At 33.2% G+C, this 21,042-nt stretch carries 26 protein-coding genes, 1 tRNA gene and 1 pseudogene; 11 read left to right on the forward strand and 17 right to left on the reverse strand.

Features of this window, described 5'->3' with window-relative positions; translation table 11 throughout:
- Positions 1-5: 5 nt before the first annotated feature.
- The 7 genes from aroA to DSQ20_RS03125 all read right to left on the reverse strand — a co-directional run bounded on the left by aroA (position 6) and on the right by DSQ20_RS03125 (position 5,572).
- The gene (aroA, locus tag DSQ20_RS03100) at positions 6-1,274 is read right to left on the reverse strand and encodes a 3-phosphoshikimate 1-carboxyvinyltransferase (RefSeq protein ID WP_179365992.1); all 1,269 of its coding nucleotides are present in this window, start codon (positions 1,272-1,274) and stop codon (positions 6-8) included.
- Complete coding sequence (locus DSQ20_RS10555) at positions 1,264-1,533, reverse strand: hypothetical protein (protein ID WP_255458313.1); 270 nt, start codon at positions 1,531-1,533, stop codon at positions 1,264-1,266. Before DSQ20_RS10555 ends, aroA begins: the two co-directional genes overlap by 11 nt.
- Positions 1,494-2,117: a shikimate kinase gene (locus DSQ20_RS03105; RefSeq protein WP_255458314.1), complete on the reverse strand. Its 624-nt coding sequence runs from the start codon at positions 2,115-2,117 to the stop codon at positions 1,494-1,496. The genes DSQ20_RS10555 and DSQ20_RS03105 overlap by 40 nt, the downstream gene beginning before the upstream one ends.
- Positions 2,117-2,938: a shikimate dehydrogenase gene (gene aroE / locus DSQ20_RS03110; RefSeq protein WP_179365993.1), complete on the reverse strand. Its 822-nt coding sequence runs from the start codon at positions 2,936-2,938 to the stop codon at positions 2,117-2,119. The genes DSQ20_RS03105 and aroE overlap by 1 nt, the downstream gene beginning before the upstream one ends.
- Positions 2,939-3,058: 120 nt before the next feature.
- Complete coding sequence (aroD, locus tag DSQ20_RS03115) at positions 3,059-3,733, reverse strand: type I 3-dehydroquinate dehydratase (protein WP_179365994.1); 675 nt, start codon at positions 3,731-3,733, stop codon at positions 3,059-3,061.
- A 2-nt stretch (positions 3,734-3,735) separates the two neighbouring features.
- Positions 3,736-4,797 (reverse strand): 3-dehydroquinate synthase II, encoded by a 1,062-nt coding sequence (locus DSQ20_RS03120; protein ID WP_179365995.1) that lies wholly within the window; start codon positions 4,795-4,797, stop codon positions 3,736-3,738.
- Positions 4,784-5,572: a 2-amino-3,7-dideoxy-D-threo-hept-6-ulosonate synthase gene (locus DSQ20_RS03125; RefSeq protein WP_179365996.1), complete on the reverse strand. Its 789-nt coding sequence runs from the start codon at positions 5,570-5,572 to the stop codon at positions 4,784-4,786. The genes DSQ20_RS03120 and DSQ20_RS03125 overlap by 14 nt, the downstream gene beginning before the upstream one ends.
- Positions 5,573-5,724: 152 nt before the next feature.
- Between DSQ20_RS03125 and DSQ20_RS03130 the strand changes: the two genes are divergently transcribed.
- Entirely contained in the window at positions 5,725-6,843 is a 1,119-nt protein-coding gene (locus DSQ20_RS03130) for a CofH family radical SAM protein (RefSeq protein ID WP_179365997.1), read from the forward strand.
- Here the strand turns inward: DSQ20_RS03130 and DSQ20_RS03135 are convergent.
- Positions 6,838-8,279, reverse strand: a pseudogene (locus DSQ20_RS03135) (menaquinone biosynthesis decarboxylase). The gene DSQ20_RS03130 and the pseudogene DSQ20_RS03135 sit on opposite strands and share 6 nt — an antisense overlap.
- A 113-nt stretch (positions 8,280-8,392) precedes the next feature.
- Here DSQ20_RS03135 and DSQ20_RS03140 point away from each other — a divergent pair.
- Positions 8,393-8,623, forward strand: a complete 231-nt coding sequence (locus tag DSQ20_RS03140; RefSeq protein ID WP_179365998.1) for a hypothetical protein — start codon at positions 8,393-8,395, stop codon at positions 8,621-8,623.
- A 5-nt stretch (positions 8,624-8,628) separates the two neighbouring features.
- Here the strand turns inward: DSQ20_RS03140 and DSQ20_RS03145 are convergent, their stop codons facing one another.
- Positions 8,629-9,003, reverse strand: a complete 375-nt coding sequence (locus DSQ20_RS03145) for a hypothetical protein (protein ID WP_179365999.1) — start codon at positions 9,001-9,003, stop codon at positions 8,629-8,631.
- A gap of 98 nt (positions 9,004-9,101) precedes the next feature.
- On the opposite strand from DSQ20_RS03145, the gene DSQ20_RS03150 reads away from it, so the two are divergent.
- Positions 9,102-9,737, forward strand: coding sequence for a trans-sialidase (locus tag DSQ20_RS03150; RefSeq protein WP_179366000.1), 636 nt, complete (start codon positions 9,102-9,104; stop codon positions 9,735-9,737).
- A 222-nt stretch (positions 9,738-9,959) separates the two neighbouring features.
- Positions 9,960-10,862, forward strand: a complete 903-nt coding sequence (locus DSQ20_RS03155) for a trans-sialidase (RefSeq protein ID WP_179366001.1) — start codon at positions 9,960-9,962, stop codon at positions 10,860-10,862.
- 20 nt (positions 10,863-10,882) lie between these two features.
- On the opposite strand, the gene bcp is transcribed toward DSQ20_RS03155, so the two are convergent.
- Positions 10,883-11,347, reverse strand: a complete 465-nt coding sequence (bcp, locus tag DSQ20_RS03160) for a thioredoxin-dependent thiol peroxidase (RefSeq protein WP_179366002.1) — start codon at positions 11,345-11,347, stop codon at positions 10,883-10,885.
- 99 nt (positions 11,348-11,446) lie between these two features.
- Here bcp and DSQ20_RS03165 point away from each other — a divergent pair, with 99 nt between their 5' ends.
- Both DSQ20_RS03165 and DSQ20_RS03170 read left to right on the forward strand, forming a co-directional pair.
- Positions 11,447-12,151 (forward strand): MIP/aquaporin family protein, encoded by a 705-nt coding sequence (locus DSQ20_RS03165; protein ID WP_179366003.1) that lies wholly within the window; start codon positions 11,447-11,449, stop codon positions 12,149-12,151.
- Between the two features lie 49 nt (positions 12,152-12,200).
- A tRNA-Arg gene (locus tag DSQ20_RS03170) sits at positions 12,201-12,275 on the forward strand.
- 40 nt (positions 12,276-12,315) lie between these two features.
- On the opposite strand, the gene DSQ20_RS10560 is transcribed toward DSQ20_RS03170, so the two are convergent.
- Positions 12,316-12,495 (reverse strand): hypothetical protein, encoded by a 180-nt coding sequence (locus DSQ20_RS10560; RefSeq protein ID WP_255458315.1) that lies wholly within the window; start codon positions 12,493-12,495, stop codon positions 12,316-12,318.
- Positions 12,496-12,793: 298 nt separating this feature from the next.
- On the opposite strand from DSQ20_RS10560, the gene DSQ20_RS03180 reads away from it, so the two are divergent.
- The gene (locus tag DSQ20_RS03180; RefSeq protein WP_179366004.1) at positions 12,794-13,354 is read left to right on the forward strand and encodes a DNA-3-methyladenine glycosylase I; all 561 of its coding nucleotides are present in this window, start codon (positions 12,794-12,796) and stop codon (positions 13,352-13,354) included.
- A gap of 3 nt (positions 13,355-13,357) precedes the next feature.
- On the opposite strand, the gene DSQ20_RS03185 is transcribed toward DSQ20_RS03180, so the two are convergent.
- On the reverse strand, positions 13,358-13,573 hold the full coding sequence (locus DSQ20_RS03185; protein WP_255458316.1) for a hypothetical protein: 216 nt from the start codon (positions 13,571-13,573) through the stop codon (positions 13,358-13,360).
- Positions 13,574-13,824: 251 nt separating this feature from the next.
- On the opposite strand from DSQ20_RS03185, the gene DSQ20_RS03190 reads away from it, so the two are divergent.
- From DSQ20_RS03190 to DSQ20_RS03205, 4 genes are all read left to right on the forward strand, one after another.
- Positions 13,825-14,343, forward strand: a complete 519-nt coding sequence (locus tag DSQ20_RS03190; RefSeq protein WP_179366006.1) for a ferritin — start codon at positions 13,825-13,827, stop codon at positions 14,341-14,343.
- A 210-nt stretch (positions 14,344-14,553) separates the two neighbouring features.
- Positions 14,554-14,703, forward strand: a complete 150-nt coding sequence (locus tag DSQ20_RS03195; RefSeq protein ID WP_179366007.1) for a hypothetical protein — start codon at positions 14,554-14,556, stop codon at positions 14,701-14,703.
- Between the two features lie 29 nt (positions 14,704-14,732).
- Positions 14,733-15,032, forward strand: a complete 300-nt coding sequence (locus tag DSQ20_RS03200) for a hypothetical protein (protein WP_179366008.1) — start codon at positions 14,733-14,735, stop codon at positions 15,030-15,032.
- 35 nt (positions 15,033-15,067) lie between these two features.
- Entirely contained in the window at positions 15,068-15,241 is a 174-nt protein-coding gene (locus DSQ20_RS03205) for a hypothetical protein (RefSeq protein ID WP_007550044.1), read from the forward strand.
- Positions 15,242-15,475: 234 nt separating this feature from the next.
- Here DSQ20_RS03205 and DSQ20_RS03210 read toward each other — a convergent pair whose 3' ends face one another.
- From DSQ20_RS03210 to DSQ20_RS03230, 5 genes are all read right to left on the reverse strand, one after another.
- Positions 15,476-16,270: a DNA repair protein gene (locus DSQ20_RS03210; RefSeq protein WP_179366009.1), complete on the reverse strand. Its 795-nt coding sequence runs from the start codon at positions 16,268-16,270 to the stop codon at positions 15,476-15,478.
- 37 nt (positions 16,271-16,307) lie between these two features.
- Positions 16,308-16,505: a hypothetical protein gene (locus DSQ20_RS03215; protein ID WP_179366010.1), complete on the reverse strand. Its 198-nt coding sequence runs from the start codon at positions 16,503-16,505 to the stop codon at positions 16,308-16,310.
- Between the two features lies 1 nt (position 16,506).
- Positions 16,507-18,093 (reverse strand): lysine--tRNA ligase, encoded by a 1,587-nt coding sequence (gene lysS / locus DSQ20_RS03220; protein ID WP_179366011.1) that lies wholly within the window; start codon positions 18,091-18,093, stop codon positions 16,507-16,509.
- A gap of 2 nt (positions 18,094-18,095) precedes the next feature.
- Positions 18,096-19,688: an elongator complex protein 3 gene (locus tag DSQ20_RS03225; protein WP_179366012.1), complete on the reverse strand. Its 1,593-nt coding sequence runs from the start codon at positions 19,686-19,688 to the stop codon at positions 18,096-18,098.
- Positions 19,689-19,786: 98 nt separating this feature from the next.
- Positions 19,787-21,031 (reverse strand): cation:proton antiporter, encoded by a 1,245-nt coding sequence (locus DSQ20_RS03230; RefSeq protein ID WP_179366013.1) that lies wholly within the window; start codon positions 21,029-21,031, stop codon positions 19,787-19,789.
- Positions 21,032-21,042: the final 11 nt, after the last annotated feature.

Genomic DNA, 21,042 nt, shown 5'->3' on the forward strand with positions numbered 1-21,042 from the left:
AAATTTTACTCTAGTATGATTTTTGCCCCTAATTTGTTCATCTCACTAACAAAATTAGGATATGATACTGATACTGATTCATAATCTGTTACGATACAATTACTAACATACATTCCAGCAATACAAAATGCCATGAATAATCTATGATCATTTTCGGAATTTAATAACGCCCCTCTTAATTCATTTGACGACTCTAAAATTAAACCGTCTTCTTTCTCTTGTACTTTAATTCCTATTTTAACTAGTTCTCTAGATAGTATTGATATTCTATCTGTTTCTTTTAATCTTGCATGTTTTACATTTATAATTTCAATTGGGTTTGTTGTTTTTAATGCTAGAATTGCTAATGGTGGAAGCAGGTCTGGTGAATTGTTTAAATCGAATCTTCCCCCACTAAGTTTATCTGGTGTTTTAATTGTGATATGTTCTTCTGCTATGATTACTTTTACTCCCATTTGTTCTAAAATATCGATAAACACTTCATCTCCTTGAGGTAGGTTTCCAATTTTACCATGGATTACAACGTTTTCTCCATTTAATACTGCAGCTGAAAGTAGTAATGCTAAACTTGAAAAATCAATTGGTACAGTAAATGCAGATGATTTGTATAATTGGGGTGAAATATTGTATTTTTTATATGGAATTAATGTTTGTACTGTAACCCCAAAGTTTCTCATTGTTGCAATGGTTGCATCAAGATATGGTTTTGAAACTAAATTTCCATCGATGTTTAAGTTAATTCCTTTTTCAGTTAATGGTGCACAAATTAGTAGTGCTGATACAAATTGACTCGAAAAATTTCCAGGAATTGAAATATCTCCACCTAAAATTCTTCCCGTAATTTTGATTGGTGGCATTCCATTTGTTGAAGTACATTTTGCTCCTATACTTTTTAATGCATCAAGTAGTGGTTGCATTGGTCTTTTTTGAAGACTAGTATCTCCTGTCAATGTAATTTCGTTAGTGAATAATCCTGCAATCCCCGATGCAATCCTTATGGTAGTTCCTGAGTTTTTAGCATCGATTTCAGGTACATCTATGTCAAATTTTATTGGTTTTCTGACAATTATTGACGAATCTAACTCTTCAATTTCCGCTCCAAATTTCTTACATGTATCTATTGTTGCAACTGTATCGTCTGAAAACAGCACATTGTCAATTTTGCTATCATTGCCTGCAAGTGCTGCCAGAAAGATTGCTCTATGTGAATAACTTTTGTTTGCAGGGCATGTGACGTGACCTGTTATTTTTGATTTTTCTACTTTACAATTCATGAACTTCGGCCTTTTTATTATTGATTTTGGATACTATTACATTTCCTTCTAATGCTGAAAATACTTTTTTTATGTTTGATTCGTTTTCCTTTTTTGTTACAGCTGCAATTGCAGGACCGTTCCCTGAAACTGATGCTCCAAGTGCTCCTTTCTCCAACAAATTAATAATTATTTTCGGATCTGAATTTAATATTGCAGCTGTTGCTAATCCATTGATGTTCATTGCATTCCAATACTCTGCTTTTTTGCCAACTCCCATGCGCCATTAAATACATCTGAAAGAATTTTTAGATTTTTTAAATTTCCTCGTTTTCTATTTTTAGGAATAAATATCACTGCAATTAAATTTGCTGGTGCTCTTTCTGAATGAATTCTACTTTTTTTAAGATTGTCAGTTACATTGAATCCTCCATAATAACATGAACATGCATCATCATATGCTCCAGTTATGCTTACTTTAGATTCTAATGATGCATCAACTCCTGCAAGTAAAATTTGTTTATCTGTTAATTTTGGTTTAAATATTTTTGCACATGCAAGAGCGATTGCTGATGAAATTGCACTTGAACTTTTTAATCCATATCCTGTAGGTATTTCTGAATTTAGCGTAACATCAATTCTGTTTTCTTCAATCTCTTTTTTTGAAAGTATTTTTTCTATAGTTTTATTTATTAATCTTGAACTTAGGCTCTTGTTTTCTGATTGAATGAAAATTCCTTTGCCTGGACTGGTCTCAATTATTGCATCTACTTTCAATTCAATGCCTAATGTTGCGCCCTTGTGGGTAGCAATTGCATTTACAAGTGATACTGCACCGTGTACTGTAGCCATTGCTTTTGCCATTATACTCCTCCTAACAATGCTTTTTTCATGGCATTATAAGGTGCTTCTACACCATGCCATATTTGAAACGCTCTAGATGCTTGACCCAATAACATCTCATAGCCATAAATTATGATGGCTCCTTTTTCTTTTGCTTTTTTTATAAAATCTGTATTTATTGGAGAATATACTATATCATACACAATTGTTTTTGAGTTAATTCCATCAAGTGAAATAACACTTGGTTCGTTTTTCAATCCTACTGATGTTGCATTTACGATAATATCATAATTTTTTGTAGTCTCTCCTATCTCATCTATTCTAATTGGATTTGCTTTTAATCCAATTTTATTTGAAAACTCTGAGATCTTATTTGCATTTTCTAAAGTTCTGTTTGCTATAGTGATACTTTTTGCATGTTCTTTTGCAAATCCTGCTACGATAGCCCTTGCAGCACCGCCTGCTCCTAATAACAAAACTTTCAAATCTCTTATGTTCAAATTTCTTTTTTTAAATGGTTCTAAAAATCCGTCCATATCTGTATTGTATCCTTTTAAAATTCCATTATCGTTTGTAACTGTATTCACTGCACCTATAATACTACAAGACTCGTCTAATTTATTCAGGTATTTCATCATTTCAACTTTATGTGGAATTGTAACATTAAATCCTGCTATCTTAATTTTTTTAAGTGATTCTATTCCTTCTTCTAATTCGTCTTTTGCTATTTTATATGCGATATATGAGCAATCCAAATTCAATTCTCTAAATGCTGCACTATGAATATTTGGTGATAATGAATGATCAATAGGATCTCCAATAACTGCAAATGTTTTTGACATCTTATTTTCTAGATTACTATGATTGATTTAAACTCTCGACATGTATGAAATGTCTTTTTTATTATTATTTTTTTTATAAACTCTAAAATTATATTCTTTATTTGGCTAGGCTCTTAATATTTAATTCATCTTTAGGTTGATGATTTTTTTCACCTCATCAACACTGAATTGTCCAGGTGCTATTGGCTTTCCAAGTGATACGTAGGTGTATGGGCTTCCTAGGTATAGGCACAAAATTCTTGATAATCTTCCATTATTCCCCATCGCAAACGCTATCAAACTGTTTTTCTTATTTTGGCTATAGAGTTGAAGAGTTACAGTTGAATCTTTAGCTGATTTGGCTGTAGTAACAATTTTTACATTATTTGAAAATTTACCCATTTGGTTCATTTTGTTTTTTAACTCAGAAAATTTTGGAGTTTTTTTAAAGTCATGCCATGAAATAAGTAGTCTGGTCTTTGTTGATTTGAGATATTTTGCCAATTCTTTATTTTTTTTAATTGTATTAAATTCAACATCTAGTAAAAATGGATTATACTCTGAAATTAATTTTAATATTGCAATTCTTTCTTTTTCACTTCCTTCAAATTTTCCTCCTTCTGATTTTGGTCTAAGTGTGCATACTACTTTTTTTAAATCATCTTTGATATTTTCTAATGTTTGTGGTATGTCATCTGTTTTTAAAAAATCAAATCTTACTTCTGCATAGTCTGATTTTTTTAGTGCTTGTTTTAGATTGTTTTTGATCTTATTTGAAGAATTTTCTGCAATTGATACACACGTTTTGTATTTCATTTTTACTTTTCTAAAATATATTCATCTGATACTTCCATTCCAAAATGTCTACCTGTTGCAGATTTTGCATGAACCATTACTGAATCTCCTTTCTTGAGATGAGTCACTGATACAAGTTGACCGTTTGGTTTTACAAAGCGAATTGTTTCAGCGTCTTGTGCAATTATTCCTCCAATTTCTCCTCCTACAGATGCTTTAATCATCAACATTGGGCGTCTTTCTATTTTTGACCTTCCCACAGTAGCTCTTCTTGCTTTACCTTTAGAATTTATTATTAATACTTCAGAACCTGCTTCTACTTCTGAAAGGTAGTTTGTAGTTCCATCAGGAGATAGTGTATAACAATGAACTGCTCCAGCGTTTACTCTAAATGGTCTTGGTGATGTAAATGATGAACCTACTGATTCATTATGAACTAAAAATAGAAAATTTGATCTACTTCCAATAAGCATTCCTTCTCCCTTGTGTAACATTGATGCTGTATCGACACAAACTCTCTCACCGTCTCCTACTTCTTTAATCTCGATAATTTTTGCAGATTTCAAATCAAAGCTTCTAGTTCCTAAATACACCATAGCTTCTCTTACTTCACTAATTGAACCTGTATTGAAAATAACTCCGTCTACTCCAACTTCAAGTATTGAAAACATCTTTCTTACTTCCTCTGGTGTATTTGCCATAGCAAAAATTTTTGTATTAATTTTGTGAAGTTTTGCAATTATGTTTTCAAGTGGAATAATTTTCCAATCTTTTACTTCAACTATTACAAAATCCAGTCCTTTTTTTGCAACTGTTAAAATATTTTCAATATCCTTGTTGGATAAAACCTCAAATTTCCTGCCTATTTTTTTCCCCTTTGGTTTTGCTGAACCTTCCTTTTCAATTACTATGTAATTTGCAGCAGATGATGGGTATACTGTATCTAGTTTTGTCTTTTTAGAATTTAGTTTTTTTGGATCAAGATATACTGTCTTGATTCCTTCTTCTTCTAACTGTGGAAGAAATTTTGCTAATTGCGCTTGAGAGACTTTGGGCGAAATTATTAATTCTCTAGTTTTGCTCAAGTTTTTTCATTGCTTCCTTTGCGGATTCTTTTCTGAAAATTATTGATGCTAATGCTTTTACTATCTTTTCTGGATTTTTATGTGCAAAAATATTTCTACCATATGTTACACCTTTAGCTCCTGCAGTCATTGCATCTTCCGTCATCTGTAAAATATCTAAATCTGTTTTAGTTTTTGGTCCTCCTGCAATAACAATAGGAACTGGAGTACTCTTTACAATTTTTGCAAATGAATCTACATCCCCTGTGTATAATGTTTTAACAATATCTGCTCCACACTCTGCTCCTATTCTTGCAACATGTCCTACAATTTCTGGGTCATGTGGATCTTTGATATTTTCGCCTCTTGGGTACATCATTGCTAATAATGGCATATCCCATTTGTGACACTGGTCAGCAGTCATTCCAAGATGTTCTAACATCTCAGGTTCTTCTTTACCGCCGATGTTGATGTGAAGTGATACTCCATCTGCTCCTAGTCTTACAGCTTCTTCTACTGTACCTGTAAGCATTTTACGATTAGGAGACATTGACAAAGAAGTACTGCTTGAAAAATGAACTAGTACGCCAATCTTTGTTGGTTTTGGTAATGTTTTGAGAATCCCTTTGTTAATTATGATACTTGTAAGTCCATGCGTTTCACATCTGTAAATTATCGATGCCGGATCTGCTAATCCTTCAATAGGACCATTTGAAATTCCATGATCCATTGGAATGCATAACATTTTTCCTTTTCTAAGAATTCGATTTAGTCGAATCTCGTGACCCGATACCATGGCTGAATCTGTTTTTAGTGCCCTACTTAAAAATAACGTGAATCTTTAACTCAAAATTATCTTATTTATGCATGAATATGTCTGATGTGTTGTTTTTTGCCATCTCTTCTCAAGGAATAAATAGAAATCATAGATGTTGTTGAACAAGTTAATTGAGTCAAACTACTGAACAAATTAATCGAAGTGACATTGGAGATATTCTTGAAAATTCTCTAAATGGTAATAGGCTTGGTCCTGCAGATTGTCTTAGATTATTAGAGTCTGATGATGTGCATCTAATGGGTCTAGTTTCTGGCCATTTGACAAGAAAGCAATTTGGAAAGAAGGTCTCTTTTGTAAATAATATTATTTTGAATTATACTAACGTCTGCATTACTGATTGTAAATTCTGTGCATTTTATCGCTCTCCTGGTTCTGATGATGCTTATACACTATCTCTGGATCAAATTGAATCTAGAGTAAAGACTGCATGGGACATGTTTAAGATTAGACAAGTCTTGATTCAAGGTGGACACAATCCAAATCTGAAAATTGAATATTATGAAAATGCCTTTAAAATGATTAGACAAAAATTTCCAGAAGTCGGTGTACATGGACTTTCTGCATCTGAAATTGATATGATCTCTAGAATTGAAAAATCATCCACAAAAGAAGTTTTATCTAGATTAAAAGAATCTGGATTACAATCAATTCCTGGTGCAGGAGCTGAAATTCTTGTAGACTCTGTTAAAGATGTGATTAGTCCAAAAAAAATATCCAGTGCAGATTGGATTAGGATAATGGACGAAGCTCACTCCCTTGACATTCCAGCATCAGCAACTATGATGTATGGACATGTAGAAAATAATGATGATATTGTAGACCACTTTTTTAAAATTGTAAAATTACAAGAAAAGACTAGTGGATTTATGGCGTTTATTCCTTGGAATTTTGAGCCAAATAATACTTTGATGCAAGAAGAAAAATTAGTGGAGTATGGAACCGGTGGAACCCAATTGCTAAAAATGATAGCGATATCTAGACTTGTTTTTAATGGATTAATTCCACACATTCAGTCTTCATGGCTTACAAATGGAGTTGGAATGGCGCAACTTGCTCTTCAATATGGGGCAAATGATTTTGGCGGTACATTGATTGGTGAAGAGGTCGTATCTTGTACCGGTTCACGTTCTACTGAACTAACTGGTAAACTAATTGTAGATGCGATTCACCAAATTGGTTATCAAGCAGAAGAGCGAGATAATTTTTATAATCCTATTGCTTTGCTATAGTCCGTAACTAGACCATTTAGAATCTACTAGATTTTTTGTTTCTTTATCAACCTTGACTAATTGTTGAATTTCTCTTTGATACCCTTCTTCTCTAGTTTTTTGAGTCGCATCAATTCCTAACTTTGAACCCAAATTCACCATTGGAGATGCAGGATCAAGTGTATCTGTAGGTGTGTTGTTGATAATTGTTGTATCACGTGCAGCATCAGCTCTTGTTGTAATTGCCCATATTACATCATTGATATCATGAACATTGATGTCCTCATCTACTACAACAAACATCTTTGTTAATGCTAGCTGTCCCATTCCCCATAATCCCATCATTACTTTTTTTGCTTGTCCTGGATATCTTTTTTTAATTGATATTATTGCAAAACCTTGGAACCATCCAGATGCTGGCATACTGAAATCTACAACTTCTGGATGAAACATTCGTATCAATGGCAAAAATGACTGCTCGATAACTTTGCCAATATATGCATCTTCGAGGATTGGTTTGCCTACCACTGTTGTGACATAAATGGGATTTTTCCTTCTCATAATTCCAGTTAATGTGAAAGTTGGGTATGGCTCAATCGGAGTGTAATAGCCTGTATGATCTCCAAACGGTCCTTCGTCTCTGATATCATGTGGGTCAACGTATCCCTCCAAAACAATTTCCGCGTTTGCAGGAACTTCCAAATCAATGGTTTTGCATTTTACAGTTTTGATCCCTTTTTTTCTTGTAATTCCCGCAAACAAATACTTGTCAAGTCCTTCTGGAACTGGGGCAATTGATGAAAACACAGTTGCAGGTTCACATCCGATAATTACAGCTGCAGGTATTTTCTCTCCGCGCTCTTTTGAAATCTCTCCGTGTTGTGCACCGCGTTTATGTTTTTGCCAGTGCATCATTGCATGTGTGCTATCTATAATTTGCATTCTATATACTCCAAGATTTCTAACTCCCGTTTCTGGATGTTTTGTTGCAACTAATCCTAATGTAATAAAACGTCCTGCGTCATTTGGCCATGATTTTAAAATTGGTAATTTATCAAAAGATGCGTCACTTGAAGTAATCTCAGTTACTGGTCCACTGTTTTCTAGTTTAGGAAAAGATTCTGCCATTTTTGAAAGTTCGGGAAGTTTTTTTATCTTATTTAGAAATCCCGATGGCATATCCATCTTTGTCATATCTACAATTCTTTGTCCTATCTCTGTAAAGTCTGTCATCTCTAGTCCAATTTCCAATCTTTTCATTGAACCAAACGCATTGCCCAATACTGGCATGTCATAATTTTTTACATTTTCAAAAAGTACAGCTGGACCATTTGAATACATCTCTCTTCTCAAAATTTCTGCAATTTCTAAATTTGAATCAACTTCTGTTTTTACTCTTTTTAATTCCCCCTTTTTTCTAACTCTGTTACAAATTCATGGATGTCTTCAATTGCCATAATTTTACTAAAATTGAATCCAGTATAAGCTTAACTAGATTTACGCATACTTGATATTTTAAAAATAATTCTAACGCATGGCATTTAATTCCTACCACTGGGAAATTATCTCATTGGTTGATGACAAATGTGTAGTTTGTAAAGGATCTGGTACTATTGAGCTATTGGGTTCTCAATGTCCATTTTGCAATGGAACTGGTGAATCAAACAAATTGGCCAAATCTTATCTTGACTCCCATATCTGTCAATGCGTTTTTCTTGATAGAAAACAATGTCCATTATGTGGAAAGAGATGTCATCATGACACACCAAACAAACCAAAAATTTTACTTAGTCCTGAATAGAAATTTTACATTGGTGGAAGTTCGTTTTTTCTATCATGTCCACCAGAACCAAATTTACAATAGAAACATAATTCTGATTCCATGTATTTTAACTGCTCTACTTGAATTGCTCCCAATTTTAATGCAATTTTTGTTAAAATTCTATATTTTAATGGCATAGCTGGAATTACCTCTTGAGTATACACTCTATAATGATCAGGACAGAATTTTAGAGTTATTTTTGATGGCTCCTTACCTTTCTGATTTACCTGTCTTGTAAAATTGATCTGTTCTCTAATGTATTCATGTTTTGGACAAGGACAATCTTTTCCTCCAGGGTGTTTGTATGCAGGAGTATTTTTCCAATCAAATCCCGGATACTCTTTTTCAAAATCATCCATAGTTACAGTTGGGTGTATTATGCATATAAAACTTGATCAAATTTTACTTTGATACTTGACCCAAATGTAAATAAACCCCGAAAATTCATCCAAACTAAATGTCGGCTGCTAAAAAGCAAACAAAACAAGATCTTGAAAACAAGATTGCCGAATTAGAAGCTAAATTAGATAAATTGGCAACACAGCTTGAAGCAAAACCAGCACCAAAACCAGCTGAGGTAAAACCTGCTGAGGTTGCAAAACCAGCACCAAAACCAGCTGAGGTTGCAAAGCCTGCTGAGGTTACAAAACCAAAAGGCGTATTGCCAAAAGGTTCTGAGCCAAAACCAGCAGATGTGCCAAAACCATCTGAGACAAAAGCATCACCGCCAGCTACTGTACAGGCAGCTTTAGAGAATGCTTATCAAAATGCCAAAATGACAGATTTTCATTGGTATAGGGCACATGTAACAGGTTATTCTCCAGCTCCAAACAGATACTTTGTAAGAAGAACTGCTCCTGTAGGTAAAGTTCCATCAGGAAATTGGAATGATCAAAAAGCTAAAGTTCCTGGATATACACAACCATCAAACCAGTACTTTGCAACAAGACCTAGACTTGCATATCATCCAGCAGATAAAATGTTTGGAGGTTTCAGTGGTGTAACAATGACAGTTGATGGAGTAGTTGCACAAGCTCAAACACAGCAAGCACCTCCAAAACCAAGTAAAGGCACATTGCCAAAAGGATTCTAATTCAATCATTCTTTTATTTTCTATTTTTGATAAAATCCATATCCTGACCGCCTATGTTGTTTTAATTGATATTTAATTTCAAAATTCATTTGTTTTTATTTTATAGTTCATTTTATATTTATGAAATTTTTACATATTATGATTTATTTTTTCCAATTAATTTTAACTAATTATTCAGTCTGATCAAAATGTAAATAAACAATGTAATATTTACTGAAAGGAATGGCAACTAAAAAGCAAACAAAACAAGATCTTGAAAACAAGATTGCCGAATTAGAAGCTAAATTAGATAAATTGGCAACACAGCTTGAAGCAAAACCAGCACCAAAACCAGCTGAGGTAAAACCTGCTGAGGTTGCAAAACCAGCACCAAAACCAGCTGAGGTTGCAAAGCCTGCTGAGGTTACAAAACCAAAAGGCGTATTGCCAAAAGGTTCTGAGCCAAAACCAGCAGATGTGCCAAAACCATCTGAGACAAAAGCATCACCGCCAGCTACTGTACAGGCAGCTTTAGAGAATGCTTATCAAAATGCCAAAATGACAGATTTTCATTGGTATAGGGCACATGTAACAGGTTATTCTCCAGCTCCAAACAGATACTTTGTAAGAAGAACTGCTCCTGTAGGTAAAGTTCCATCAGGAAATTGGAATGATCAAAAAGCTAAAGTTCCTGGATATACACAACCATCAAACCAGTACTTTGCAACAAGACCTAGACTTGCATATCATCCAGCAGATAAAATGTTTGGAGGTTTCAGTGGTGTAACAATGACAGTTGATGGAGTAGTTGCACAAGCTCAAACACAGCAAGCACCTCCAAAACCAGCCGAGGTTGCAAAGCCAAAAGGTACACTGCCTAAAGGAGTAGAACAAGCTCAAACTTCATCTACATCTGAAAGTTCTGGAAAGTCAAGAAAAGAACAATTAGAAGAATATGAAAAAGAGTATCTTCAAAGAATGGAACAACAAAGAATTGAAGATGAGAAAAGATACCAAGAAGCTGTTGCTGAAGAAGTAAAAACTAGAACAAATACAACACATGGTGCTTTACCAAAAGGATTTGAAGCAAAACCAGCTCCTGAACCACCAAAAACTTCTAGAGGCACATTGCCAAAAGGATTCTAATTTTTATTCTCTTTTTATTTTTAATTTAATTTTAAAAAATCATCTAATACTTCCTTTGAATGTCCGGCCGGTTTTACCTTAGGATATACCTTGAAGATTTTTCCTTTCGCATCAACTAAAAATGTACTTCTTGCTACTCCCATGTACTCTCTTCCCATGAATTGCTTTTTGCCCCATACTCCAAATTGTTTTGAAATTGTTTTATCGACATCTGCAAGAAGTGGATATTTTATTCCCATCTTATCACAAAATTTCTTATGTGAATCAACATCATCTGGACTAATTCCTATAATCTCAATTCCTGCTTTTTGAAATTTTTTATAATCTTTGGAAAACTCATCAGCCTCTGTTGTACATCCTGGCGTAAAGTCTTTAGGATAAAAATAGATTACATGCTTTTTGCCCTTAAAATCACTTGATTTGACACTGCTTCCGTTTGCATCTTTTACTTCAAATTTTGGAACTGATTCTCCTTCTTCTAACATGATATGTCTAAAGATATTTTGACCATTAATTACTTTTTGACTTGAGATGATCTATTCTACTTCGAATGTTTTATATGGAAATCCGATTGGCTTTAGCTTATGGTTAATCCAAGAGCGTATCTTGCAGAAGCAATTGCAACATATGGTCTGGTATTTTTTGGCCCGCTTTCTGTAATTATTGCAGTAGCATCTTTTGGAGAAACTCTGACAACACAATCTGTATTGTTTATCTCACTTGGTCATGGTGGTGCAATCGCTCTTATGGTTTATGCATTTGGACATGTATCTGGGGCTCACATCAATCCAGCAGTTACAATTCCAATGATGATTACTAAAAAAATTGGAATTAAAGATGGTATTGGATATATTATTTCACAAATAATTGGTGCAGTTGCCGCAGCTGCAACTCTTAAAGCAATTTTGCCGGAACTCGGTGCTAAAGTTAACTTTGGTACTCAAGGCGGTCCAAGTGAACTTATCAATAATAGCATAAGTTCTGGTTTTGCAATTGAAGCAATTTTGACTTTCTTCTTAGTACTAGTAATTTTCATGACAGCCGTTCACAAGAAAGCATCACCTGGATGGCATGGATTTTCAATTGGTGGAATGGTGTTTTTGATTCATCTTGTTGCAGTTCCATTAACTGGCGCATCTGTAAATCCTGCAAGAACATTTGGTCCTGCATTAATTTCCGGAGCTTGGGAGTTTCAATGGTTGTATTGGGCAGCACCAATTCTGGGTGGTATAATTGCAGGTTTGATCATGAATTATGTCTATGTCAACAAGGCAGAAAAAGAAGCATAGTTTTTTCAAATACCAAACGTTTTTAAAAATTTGATATCCCGATTCTGTTGGACTCGTTGCATAGCTTGGATAGTGCGAACGCTTGCGGAGCGTTAGGTCGTCGGTTCGAATCCGACCGAGCCCGCTTTACTTGAATTTTTAGATTCTAATTTGAAATGAAATTTTTAGAATGTTTTTGTCTTTCTTAAAAAAATAGTTACTGATGTCATATAACATGTAGTAGCTATAATTTCTGATATTAATGATGCAATAAATGGCTCTATGCTCATTTCAAGAAAATAATACAAAGAAGGCCATCGTACTGCAAGATAAATAATTTCACCTGCTCCAAATGATGAAATCATATTCAGAATCTCTTTTTTAATTAAACTTGAATTCATTTGCTTGTATCTGACTTTATTATCCAAATAAAATAAAACCGAAAAAATTCCAAATATACTATGTATCCTGTTATTATTGTAATTGTAGTTGTGAGGTGATTCTCATATCCTGTTAATGATTGAGCAACAATTGCTGAAAGTGAGGCTGAAATGATAAAACAAATTATAAAATTCCTGTTTATTTGCAGTAATTGCTGGTTGACCTTCATGTTCTCTTTTTCATCTAGTAACTATTATTTTATGTTAAACAAACTTTCATTCTATGAGAACTAGATGCCAATGGGCAAAGGATGATCTTAACATTGAGTATCATGATAATGAATGGGGAAAACCTCAACATGATGATCGTAAACTATTTGAATTTTTAATTTTAGAAGGAGCTCAGGCTGGCTTAACATGGACTACTATTCTTAAACGACGAGATGGATATCGAAAAGCATTCTCTGACTTTGATCCAGTTAAAGTATCCAAGTATACTGAAAAGCATATCAAAAATTTACTAAACAATCCTGAAATAATTCGTAATAAATTAAAAATCAATTCAGCAATCAATAACGCAAAACTCTTTATAAAAATTCAAAAGGAGTATGGCTCATTTGATAAATTCATTTGGAGTTTTGTTAATCATGCTACGATAATAAACAATTTCAAACGTCTTTCAGATATACCTGCATCTACTGATATTTCCAAAAAAATGAGTGATGAATTAAAAAAATATGGTTTTAATTTTGTTGGTCCTACGATCTGTTATGCTTTCATGCAAGCTGTAGGTATGGTAAACGATCATACATGTGACTGTTTTAGATTTCAAAAATACACATAATTTCTATTTTGATGCTTCAAGTTTTTTGATGGTATCGCTATAGAGATTCATTGGAACTATTTTGACTGTACTCATTGATGAAATTCCGACATCAATACATAATTTTTCTATATCATGTGCATGAACCGCATCAATAACTATGATCCACTCGTGTTCTAACACGGACATGTAAAATTCTACGATTTTACTTATGTTGTATTTCTTTATTTCCTTGTCCATATTGGATTTAATCTTTAAGAAAATTTTCTTACTTTTTTCATTGTTTAGCGGGCACAATTCTGGGCTATGTGTTGCAAATACACCAAAAAGCATAACGAAATTATTATTATCTGATATTTAACTTTAATTTTTTTATGTCTTTGTATTTTTTTTAATTGTAATGTATTCTGTTTTTTTGATAACTTATTCATATATCTGAATGTATTTTTTAGTAAGTTTTTTTAATACTAAAACATTTCATAAAATAGAATATGAAAATTTCAAAAAATATACAAAATGGATTAAACAATCAAATCTCCTTAGAAGCAAATGCTTCTAACATCTATTTGTCAATGGCTTCTTGGTGTGAAGTGATTGGATATGAGGGTGGTGCTAGTTTCTTTTATGCTCAATCTGATGAAGAAAGAGCCCATATGTTAAAAATTGTTCATTACTTAAATAATCTGGGAATTGCTGCAACAATTCCTGCAACCAAATTGCCTTCATCTGATTTTAAATCATTAGAATCTATTTTAAAAACGGCTTTAAAAAACGAACAAGCAGTTACTGCTGCAATTCATAAACTAGTTGAAATTGCACAAAAAGATAAAGACCATTCAACTTATGCCTTTCTAGAATGGTTTGTTAATGAACAAGTTCAAGAAGAAACAAAATTTGAGACTTTGATTCAAAAGTTTGAATTAATTGGAAGAGATAAGATTGCCATTAATGAAATAGATAAAATTTTGGCATCCTCTGTTACTTCTACAAACTCTGCAGGATCCGCCTAGTTTAATCTAAAATTCATAATTTTAAATGATATATTTTTCACATTTACAACCTTTTACAAGACATCTGCCATTTCCTTCAAAATGGATAGCATTGTCGTGATAGCATCCAATTTTCATATTGTTGCATTTCATTACAAATTCCTGTTTATGATGATTCTTTAATCTTGTTTATCAGACAATTATAATTACACACTAAACCTATTGTCTATCATGGCTAATCTCAAAAGCATAGGTCATTTTTTTATTTTTATTGTAGGTGGACTTGTTGCTATTATTGTTGGCTCGTTTATGATTCGCGGAACTATGCACATGTGGGATAAACCTGATTCAGATAAAAAATCTGATAAAAATAATGACTAAAAAACAAGTATAATAAACTAATTTTAGAAATGATGCCTGATTCTTCAATTAGAAAATCTCTTGAAGATTATGTAAAATTAAGAATTAGAGATGTTCCATCTGAAATTCATCAAACTTTTCCAAATGTTAAACAAATTTGGAAATGTGAAAATCAAGTTGATTTTCTTTATGGCTATTATGTCGGAAAGATTGAAGAAGGAACATTACATTATTTGCTCAAAGCAACTCGATCATCAACAGGCGGGTTTGTTGATGCTTTTGAAATTAGAGGTATTCTTGAAACATATCGGACAGATCTGAGAAATTCTATTGAGAAAGCACTCTCTTAGTGAAGTAGAAATACTACACTGTTCTAAATATTGACATGGTTGGACCTCAAGACGGTGGATTTGGTTTTGATCAATCAAAAAAATACACTAGTGTCGAAAATATAGAACAGGTATGTGTTCAATGTCAAGCCGGCCAACACAAAAAATGTTTGGTAAAATCAAAACAACAAGAAAATTGTGAATGCGAACATTGCCTAATTTATGGATGATATTTTTTTCAAAATTAATTTAATTATTTATTTTAATCTCTTATTGTTGTAAAATTCATCATTGTGATTTTTTAATAATTGCGTAGATTCAATAATATGTTGTTTCTTAATTTAATGATAATGTCTAAAATTAAACAAATTATTGCATGGATTGCAATTCTTGGTGGTGGTATTGGCTTCTTCTTCTTCTCATTATATGCTGTAGACTTTATGCGCTAAATTTGGAAATTGTATCTATTCTTTAGATTCTTTCTTTTCTTTTAGTTTTTCAAGTTCCTCTCTAGTTTGAGCATGTTCTCTGCGTTCTTTGTCTAGTAGAACGTGAAGCGTTTCTAGCTCTTTTTCTGCCTTACTTAGTTTTGATTTTAACCCTCCCACTACTGCGCTAGCAGCTTCGATTATTCCTTTAGTTGCTTTTTTGTCAGTAATTTCTCCTTCGATGAATTCTTTTTCTTTAGAAGTAAAAATTCCTGTTTCACCATCAATATTTTCCTGTATGTTTTTTACATCATGTTTTGCATTATAGAGTCTAGAAGTAATTTCTTCTAGCTCTTTTTGTGCTTGAATCTGCTGTGCACGTATTTCTCGTAATTCTGATTGACCTTCTGTGATTTTTTCTTTAACATCATCATACTCTTTTGTGATCTTTTCAAGTTCTTGATTCTTTTTTGTAATATTGATCTCTGCTCTATCTATTTCCTCGATATTTTTTTTATTTTTATTGAATTTTTCTTCCGAGTCATTTATTTTTGTTTTGATATTTTTATATTCCAAGTATATTGTATCGAGTTCTAATTTTTTTTGATTTGATTCTCGTTTTATCTCCATTAATTTGCTAGTTGCTTCATCGTATTCTTCTTTTACGCTTTGCAGCTTTTTTGTAATGTTGTCAATTTCTTCTTGTTTTGTTCTAAATTCAATTTGCAGTCCTTCTACTTCTGTTTCAAGTGATTCCTTTAAAACTCTCTCTTCATTTTTTTCATATGTCTTTTCTTCTACTTGCTCCTTTTTCTTTCCAAAAAGACCCATGTTAATCTACAAAAATCTCCAAAAGATGAACGTTTCTTTAGTTTTTTGCTCTTGTGCGAATAAACTTGAGGTAAAATCCAATTCCGCCAATAACTATGCCCCCAATCAATGCCAGCATCCCTAATTCTGGATTATCGGGATTTATGTTGGGTGCTAAAAATAATAGTAATGCCCCAAATATGATTAGAGCAAAACTGCTACTGCCTCTTGATTTATTGTGCTCGCTGTGTACCATTTTAGATATATTCTGAAACTGTTTTTGCTACTTTCTTTCTTCCAATATCTGTTATTAGTGGTCCAATTTTAGGTCCTCTTGATGTGCCGAGTATTATTTGATATAAAATTCTAAAGAAGTCTTTTGGTTCAACCCCGTTTGACTTTGCAATTTGATATATTGTATTTTGAATATCTTCTGGTTCATCTTCTGCATTGAGTGCATCTACTAGTAGTTTCAAAACTTTTTTTGCTGATTCATCCATGTCAACTTGTGCTTTTTCTTGTTGATCAAACTCATCTGCAAAATTTCCAGCTAACTCAATTAATTTTTCTATTTGTGGATCAGGGTTTTTGATTACACCGTAATCTAATAGTTTTTTCATTACCCTTTCAGTTCTGTTTTCTTTGAACATTTTTGCTAATTCAACTAATAATCTATAATTGACATGTATGCTTGGTTGCTTTGGAGGATTTAGTAAATTTACATATTCATAGAGTCCTTTTGATTTTATTAATTTGGCCTCATTGTCAACCTTGATTTTTCCAAAAAATATGTCCTCTAATTCGTTATACTCATTCATCAACGATGGTATGTCTTCAAATCCTAATTCTCTTGCACCTGTAATTCTTTTGTAAAGTAGTAGCAAAATTGATTTTGGACTTCCAAACTCCATCCATTTTTGTCCTGTAACCACATTTCCTAATGATTTTGAAATCTTTTTCCCCCCCTTATCCAAAAACATTTCATATTTTACATGATGAGGATGTGGAAAATTCAAAATCTCATCTGAGACCCAGTCATTTACTTTTACTGAATCCATGATGTCTTTTCCATATGCTTCAAATCTAATATCAAATGCTGCCCATCTTGCTGCAAATTCTACTTTCCATGCTAATTTGCCGAGATCTTTTGTAATGTCTGCTTCTCCATCGTGTCCACAACCTTTGATCATTTTTGAGCTAATCTCTGTATCATGACACTTGTATCTTACTTTCTTCTCATTTTCTAGATACTCAAATGCTTCTGCTGTGTAAAGTCGGTCACAATTTGAACATACTGGAAAGTATGGTAGGAATTTCTGATATTTTTCTTGCCCTACTAATTCTGAAATCTTATCTCCTATCTTTGCGCTGTTTTGTAAAATTGTATGAATTTGATCTTTTAGCAATCCATTTTTGTAAGTGTCTTTCGCTCTTCTAAATTCATATTTAATTCCCATCTTGTCCAGCCCATCTAAAAGAATACTACTCATGTGCATTCCATATGACTCATGACAACCGTAAGGGTCTGGAATCAACGAAACAGGTTTAGCAATGTGTTTTTCTAAATCATCCGGAAATCCTTCCGGAATTTTTCTCAATCCGTCTAAATCATCTGAATATGCAATTAATTCTGATTTGAATCCATAATTTTCTAATGCAAGTTTTACTCCATATGCCCTAACTGCATCTCCTAAACTTCCTATATGTGGAACTCCTGAAGCACCAAGTCCGCTTTCAACTCTTAATAGTTCTAAACTTCTACCTAGAGTTTTTTCTCGCTCTAGTAACTCATGCGCTAATTTATCTATCCAAGTTCCCTTGCCGAAAATCTCTTGTTCTGACATGTCTATTCTTTATTCAACGATTTTGTCATGTATGGCCCATATAACGAATACCCTATTTTTTGATAATATTCTCTTGTTCCTACAGCACTAATTACTAGTAGTTTTGTAGCATCAAATTCTTCTTTGGAAATTTTTTCAGCCTCTTTCATTAAATTTTTCCCCAATCCTGAATGCTGAATCTCATTTTCTAATTTTTCTCCAAGCTTCAATGATTTACCATACACATGTAATTCGCGTACAATACAAGAATTATCTCCAATTTCTTTTCTATGTGCAAGATTGCTTGGTTTTCTTAATCTCAAAAACCCATAAATTGATTCATTTGAATCTTCATATGACAAAAATACTTCTTTTCCATTTGATGAATCATAATTAATTCTGTTTAATTTTATATCTTGTTCGTTAGTTTTTTTGTTTGATAGTCCTGCCTCTCTGCATCTGATGCATTTACATGAAATGCCTTGCTTACTTAGATTTTGTTGTACTATTTGTCTGAGATTTCCTGATTTTGGACCTGCTATGATTTCATTTGGTGATATCTCTCTTTGAACTCTCATTATTCTGACCCATTTTGGAACGTTTTTCTTTACTTCAGTTAGAACTTTGATCATATCTTGATCAGAGTATGGTGAGTATCTTCCTTGTTTGTATTCCTCATAGAGTGGTGTGTTCTCAATTACTAGTGATGGGTAAATTTTTAACATGTCTGGTCTAAGTTCTGGGTCTTCAAACAATTTTTTAAAATCTGCAATATCTCCTTCTGGTGTCATTGTAGGAAGTCCAGGCATCATATGTGCTACAATTTTATATCCTGCATCTTTAGAAATTTGAAATGATTCTATGACATCATTGTAATTATGTCCTCTATTGACAATTTGGTATACTCTGTTTTGTAATGATTGTACTCCTATCTCTATTCTAGTAATTCCGTAATCTAACATTGCATCAACATGTTTTTGCTTGCAATAGTCTGGTTTTGTCTCAATTGTAAATCCTACGTTTCTTATTTTTGCATGTTCGTTGTTTAATTTAGCTTCCTCCAAATTTTTTGAATCAATTCCATTTAACGCATCATAGCAAGATTTGATAAAATTCTCTTGATAGTCTTTTGGCATGAACAAAAATGTTCCTCCTACAATTACTATTTCCATTTTAGATGGATCATGTCCAAAAGCAATTAATTTTTCAATTTTTGATATTATCTGCAGTTTAGGATCATATTCATTTTGTATTGCGTTAAGTGTTGATGGTTCTTTCCCAGTGTAGCTATTTGGCGAATTGAATTCTATTCCGCCTGGACAATACGTACATCTTCCATGAGGACATGCATAAGGTTTTGGCATCAATGCAATCACTGATACTCCAGATGCCGTCTTGATTGGTTTTTTTAACAAAACTTTTTGTAATTTGAAAAAATCAGTATCTTTTACAGTTGAAAGAATTTCATGATTTCTTGGAATTCTTTCTAGTGCATATTTTGCACATATTTTTTTAATTTCTGCCTTTACTTGTTTTTTAGTTGGCTCTTTAATTGTCAAAAGATTCTGGGTTATTTCAGTGCATGCAGTTGAAAATAACACATCTAGTTTATTCATATTTGAAATCATATCTAATTGAACATAAATTCGTTAAATAATCTTGGGACGTTAGATGCCTAATTTTGCCTGAAAATTCATTCTTTTACTCTATCTATTCATAGCAGATTATTTGCTTGTGGTTCTGCCCCTTCATGTTTCTGTTCTTTTTTATATTCTATCTTTAACCATATTGGCGTTATGATTGTTGTAACTGCTACCATGATCACAATGGTGGAATATACACTTGATGTTAAAATTCCCGACGCTACTCCTACTCCTGCCACAATCAAACCTACTTCTCCTCTTGATATCATGCCTATTCCTACTTTCATTCCCTTGGATTTGCTTTTCAAAAACATCATTGCTGGAAGTCCACATCCCAATAATTTTGTAGCAATTGCTATTGCAATAATTATCCCACTAAGATACAATATCTCTGCATTTACCTGTCTAAAATCTACTTGTGCACCAATTATTGCAAAGAATAACGGTGCAAAGATCAATCCTATTTGATGTGCATAGTTTTCAACTTTTTCAAATACCTTGGTAGTTGATAATGCCATTCCTACTGCAAATGCACCTACGATTGGCGACAGTCCAATAGATCCTGCAAGTGCCGCTGCTCCAAAAAATGATGCTGTTGCAATTCCTTCTACACTTCCTTTTGCTTTCCATAATCTTGGTGTAATGATTTTTGGCATTACCCAAACAGATGCTATGAGCATTGCTGCAAAGAATCCTAACACTTGAAGAATTTTTATTGTTACATCTGAAATATCGATACTATCCACTCCACCTGGACCGTTTGCAATTGATATTACCACTGACAGTACTGCTATAGCTAAAATATCATCAACTACTGCTGCTCCAATAATCAGACGTGCTTCTGTTGATTTGAGTTTTCCAAATTCACTTAATACTTGAACTGAAATTGCGATACTTGTTGCTGTAAGTGCTGTAGCAATAAGCATTGATTGCAACGCATCAAAACCAAACATCTGAAAAACTATCAGTCCTACTGCAAATGGAACTACAACTCCTAATGTTCCAACTGTAAACGATGCTTTTCCACCTTTTAGGAATTCCTTTGGAGTCATCTCAAGTCCTGCCATAAACAAAATTACTATTGCCCCAATCTCTCCAAGAATTTTTATCTCGTTGTTAATGTTAACTAGTGATACTCCTCCAGACCCAACAATGTATGCTCCAAGTGCAAATGGGCCGATTACCATGCCTGCTATTAATTCCCCTAATACAATTGGAAGTTTAAGCCTAAGAAATAACTCTGCCATTAATTTTGCGGCAAATAGTAGAATTCCTACCCCAATGATCGTTTCAATAAAATTCGCTTCTGCTGCCATTCTCTATCTTT

It is taken from the genome of Nitrosarchaeum sp. AC2 (assembly GCF_013407385.1).
Lineage (GTDB): Archaea > Thermoproteota > Nitrososphaeria > Nitrososphaerales > Nitrosopumilaceae > Nitrosarchaeum > Nitrosarchaeum koreense.

Bases quoted from the DNA above. Each gene is read 5' to 3' on its own strand.
- DSQ20_RS03105 (WP_255458314.1), bottom strand. From the start codon at position 2,117: ATGGCAAAAGCAATGGCTACAGTACACGGTGCAGTATCACTTGTAAAT.
- aroA (WP_179365992.1), bottom strand. From the start codon at position 1,274: ATGAATTGTAAAGTAGAAAAATCAAAAATAACAGGTCACGTCACATGC.
- aroD (WP_179365994.1), bottom strand. From the start codon at position 3,733: ATGAAATACAAAACGTGTGTATCAATTGCAGAAAATTCTTCAAATAAG.
- DSQ20_RS10560 (WP_255458315.1), bottom strand. From the start codon at position 12,495: ATGATTTCATCATTTGGAGCAGGTGAAATTATTTATCTTGCAGTACGA.
- bcp (WP_179366002.1), bottom strand. From the start codon at position 11,347: ATGTTAGAAGAAGGAGAATCAGTTCCAAAATTTGAAGTAAAAGATGCA.
- DSQ20_RS03190 (WP_179366006.1), top strand. From the start codon at position 13,825: ATGAAAATTTCAAAAAATATACAAAATGGATTAAACAATCAAATCTCC.
- DSQ20_RS03205 (WP_007550044.1), top strand. From the start codon at position 15,068: ATGGTTGGACCTCAAGACGGTGGATTTGGTTTTGATCAATCAAAAAAA.
- DSQ20_RS03165 (WP_179366003.1), top strand. From the start codon at position 11,447: ATGGTTAATCCAAGAGCGTATCTTGCAGAAGCAATTGCAACATATGGT.
- DSQ20_RS03210 (WP_179366009.1), bottom strand. From the start codon at position 16,270: ATGGGTCTTTTTGGAAAGAAAAAGGAGCAAGTAGAAGAAAAGACATAT.
- DSQ20_RS10555 (WP_255458313.1), bottom strand. From the start codon at position 1,533: ATGGGAGTTGGCAAAAAAGCAGAGTATTGGAATGCAATGAACATCAAT.
- DSQ20_RS03200 (WP_179366008.1), top strand. From the start codon at position 14,733: ATGATGCCTGATTCTTCAATTAGAAAATCTCTTGAAGATTATGTAAAA.
- DSQ20_RS03215 (WP_179366010.1), bottom strand. From the start codon at position 16,505: ATGGTACACAGCGAGCACAATAAATCAAGAGGCAGTAGCAGTTTTGCT.
- DSQ20_RS03125 (WP_179365996.1), bottom strand. From the start codon at position 5,572: ATGGTATCGGGTCACGAGATTCGACTAAATCGAATTCTTAGAAAAGGA.
- DSQ20_RS03150 (WP_179366000.1), top strand. From the start codon at position 9,102: ATGTCGGCTGCTAAAAAGCAAACAAAACAAGATCTTGAAAACAAGATT.
- DSQ20_RS03180 (WP_179366004.1), top strand. From the start codon at position 12,794: ATGAGAACTAGATGCCAATGGGCAAAGGATGATCTTAACATTGAGTAT.
- DSQ20_RS03155 (WP_179366001.1), top strand. From the start codon at position 9,960: ATGGCAACTAAAAAGCAAACAAAACAAGATCTTGAAAACAAGATTGCC.
- lysS (WP_179366011.1), bottom strand. From the start codon at position 18,093: ATGTCAGAACAAGAGATTTTCGGCAAGGGAACTTGGATAGATAAATTA.
- aroE (WP_179365993.1), bottom strand. From the start codon at position 2,938: ATGTCAAAAACATTTGCAGTTATTGGAGATCCTATTGATCATTCATTA.
- DSQ20_RS03145 (WP_179365999.1), bottom strand. From the start codon at position 9,003: ATGGATGATTTTGAAAAAGAGTATCCGGGATTTGATTGGAAAAATACT.
- DSQ20_RS03230 (WP_179366013.1), bottom strand. From the start codon at position 21,031: ATGGCAGCAGAAGCGAATTTTATTGAAACGATCATTGGGGTAGGAATT.
- DSQ20_RS03195 (WP_179366007.1), top strand. From the start codon at position 14,554: ATGGCTAATCTCAAAAGCATAGGTCATTTTTTTATTTTTATTGTAGGT.
- DSQ20_RS03225 (WP_179366012.1), bottom strand. From the start codon at position 19,688: ATGAATAAACTAGATGTGTTATTTTCAACTGCATGCACTGAAATAACC.
- DSQ20_RS03185 (WP_255458316.1), bottom strand. From the start codon at position 13,573: ATGGACAAGGAAATAAAGAAATACAACATAAGTAAAATCGTAGAATTT.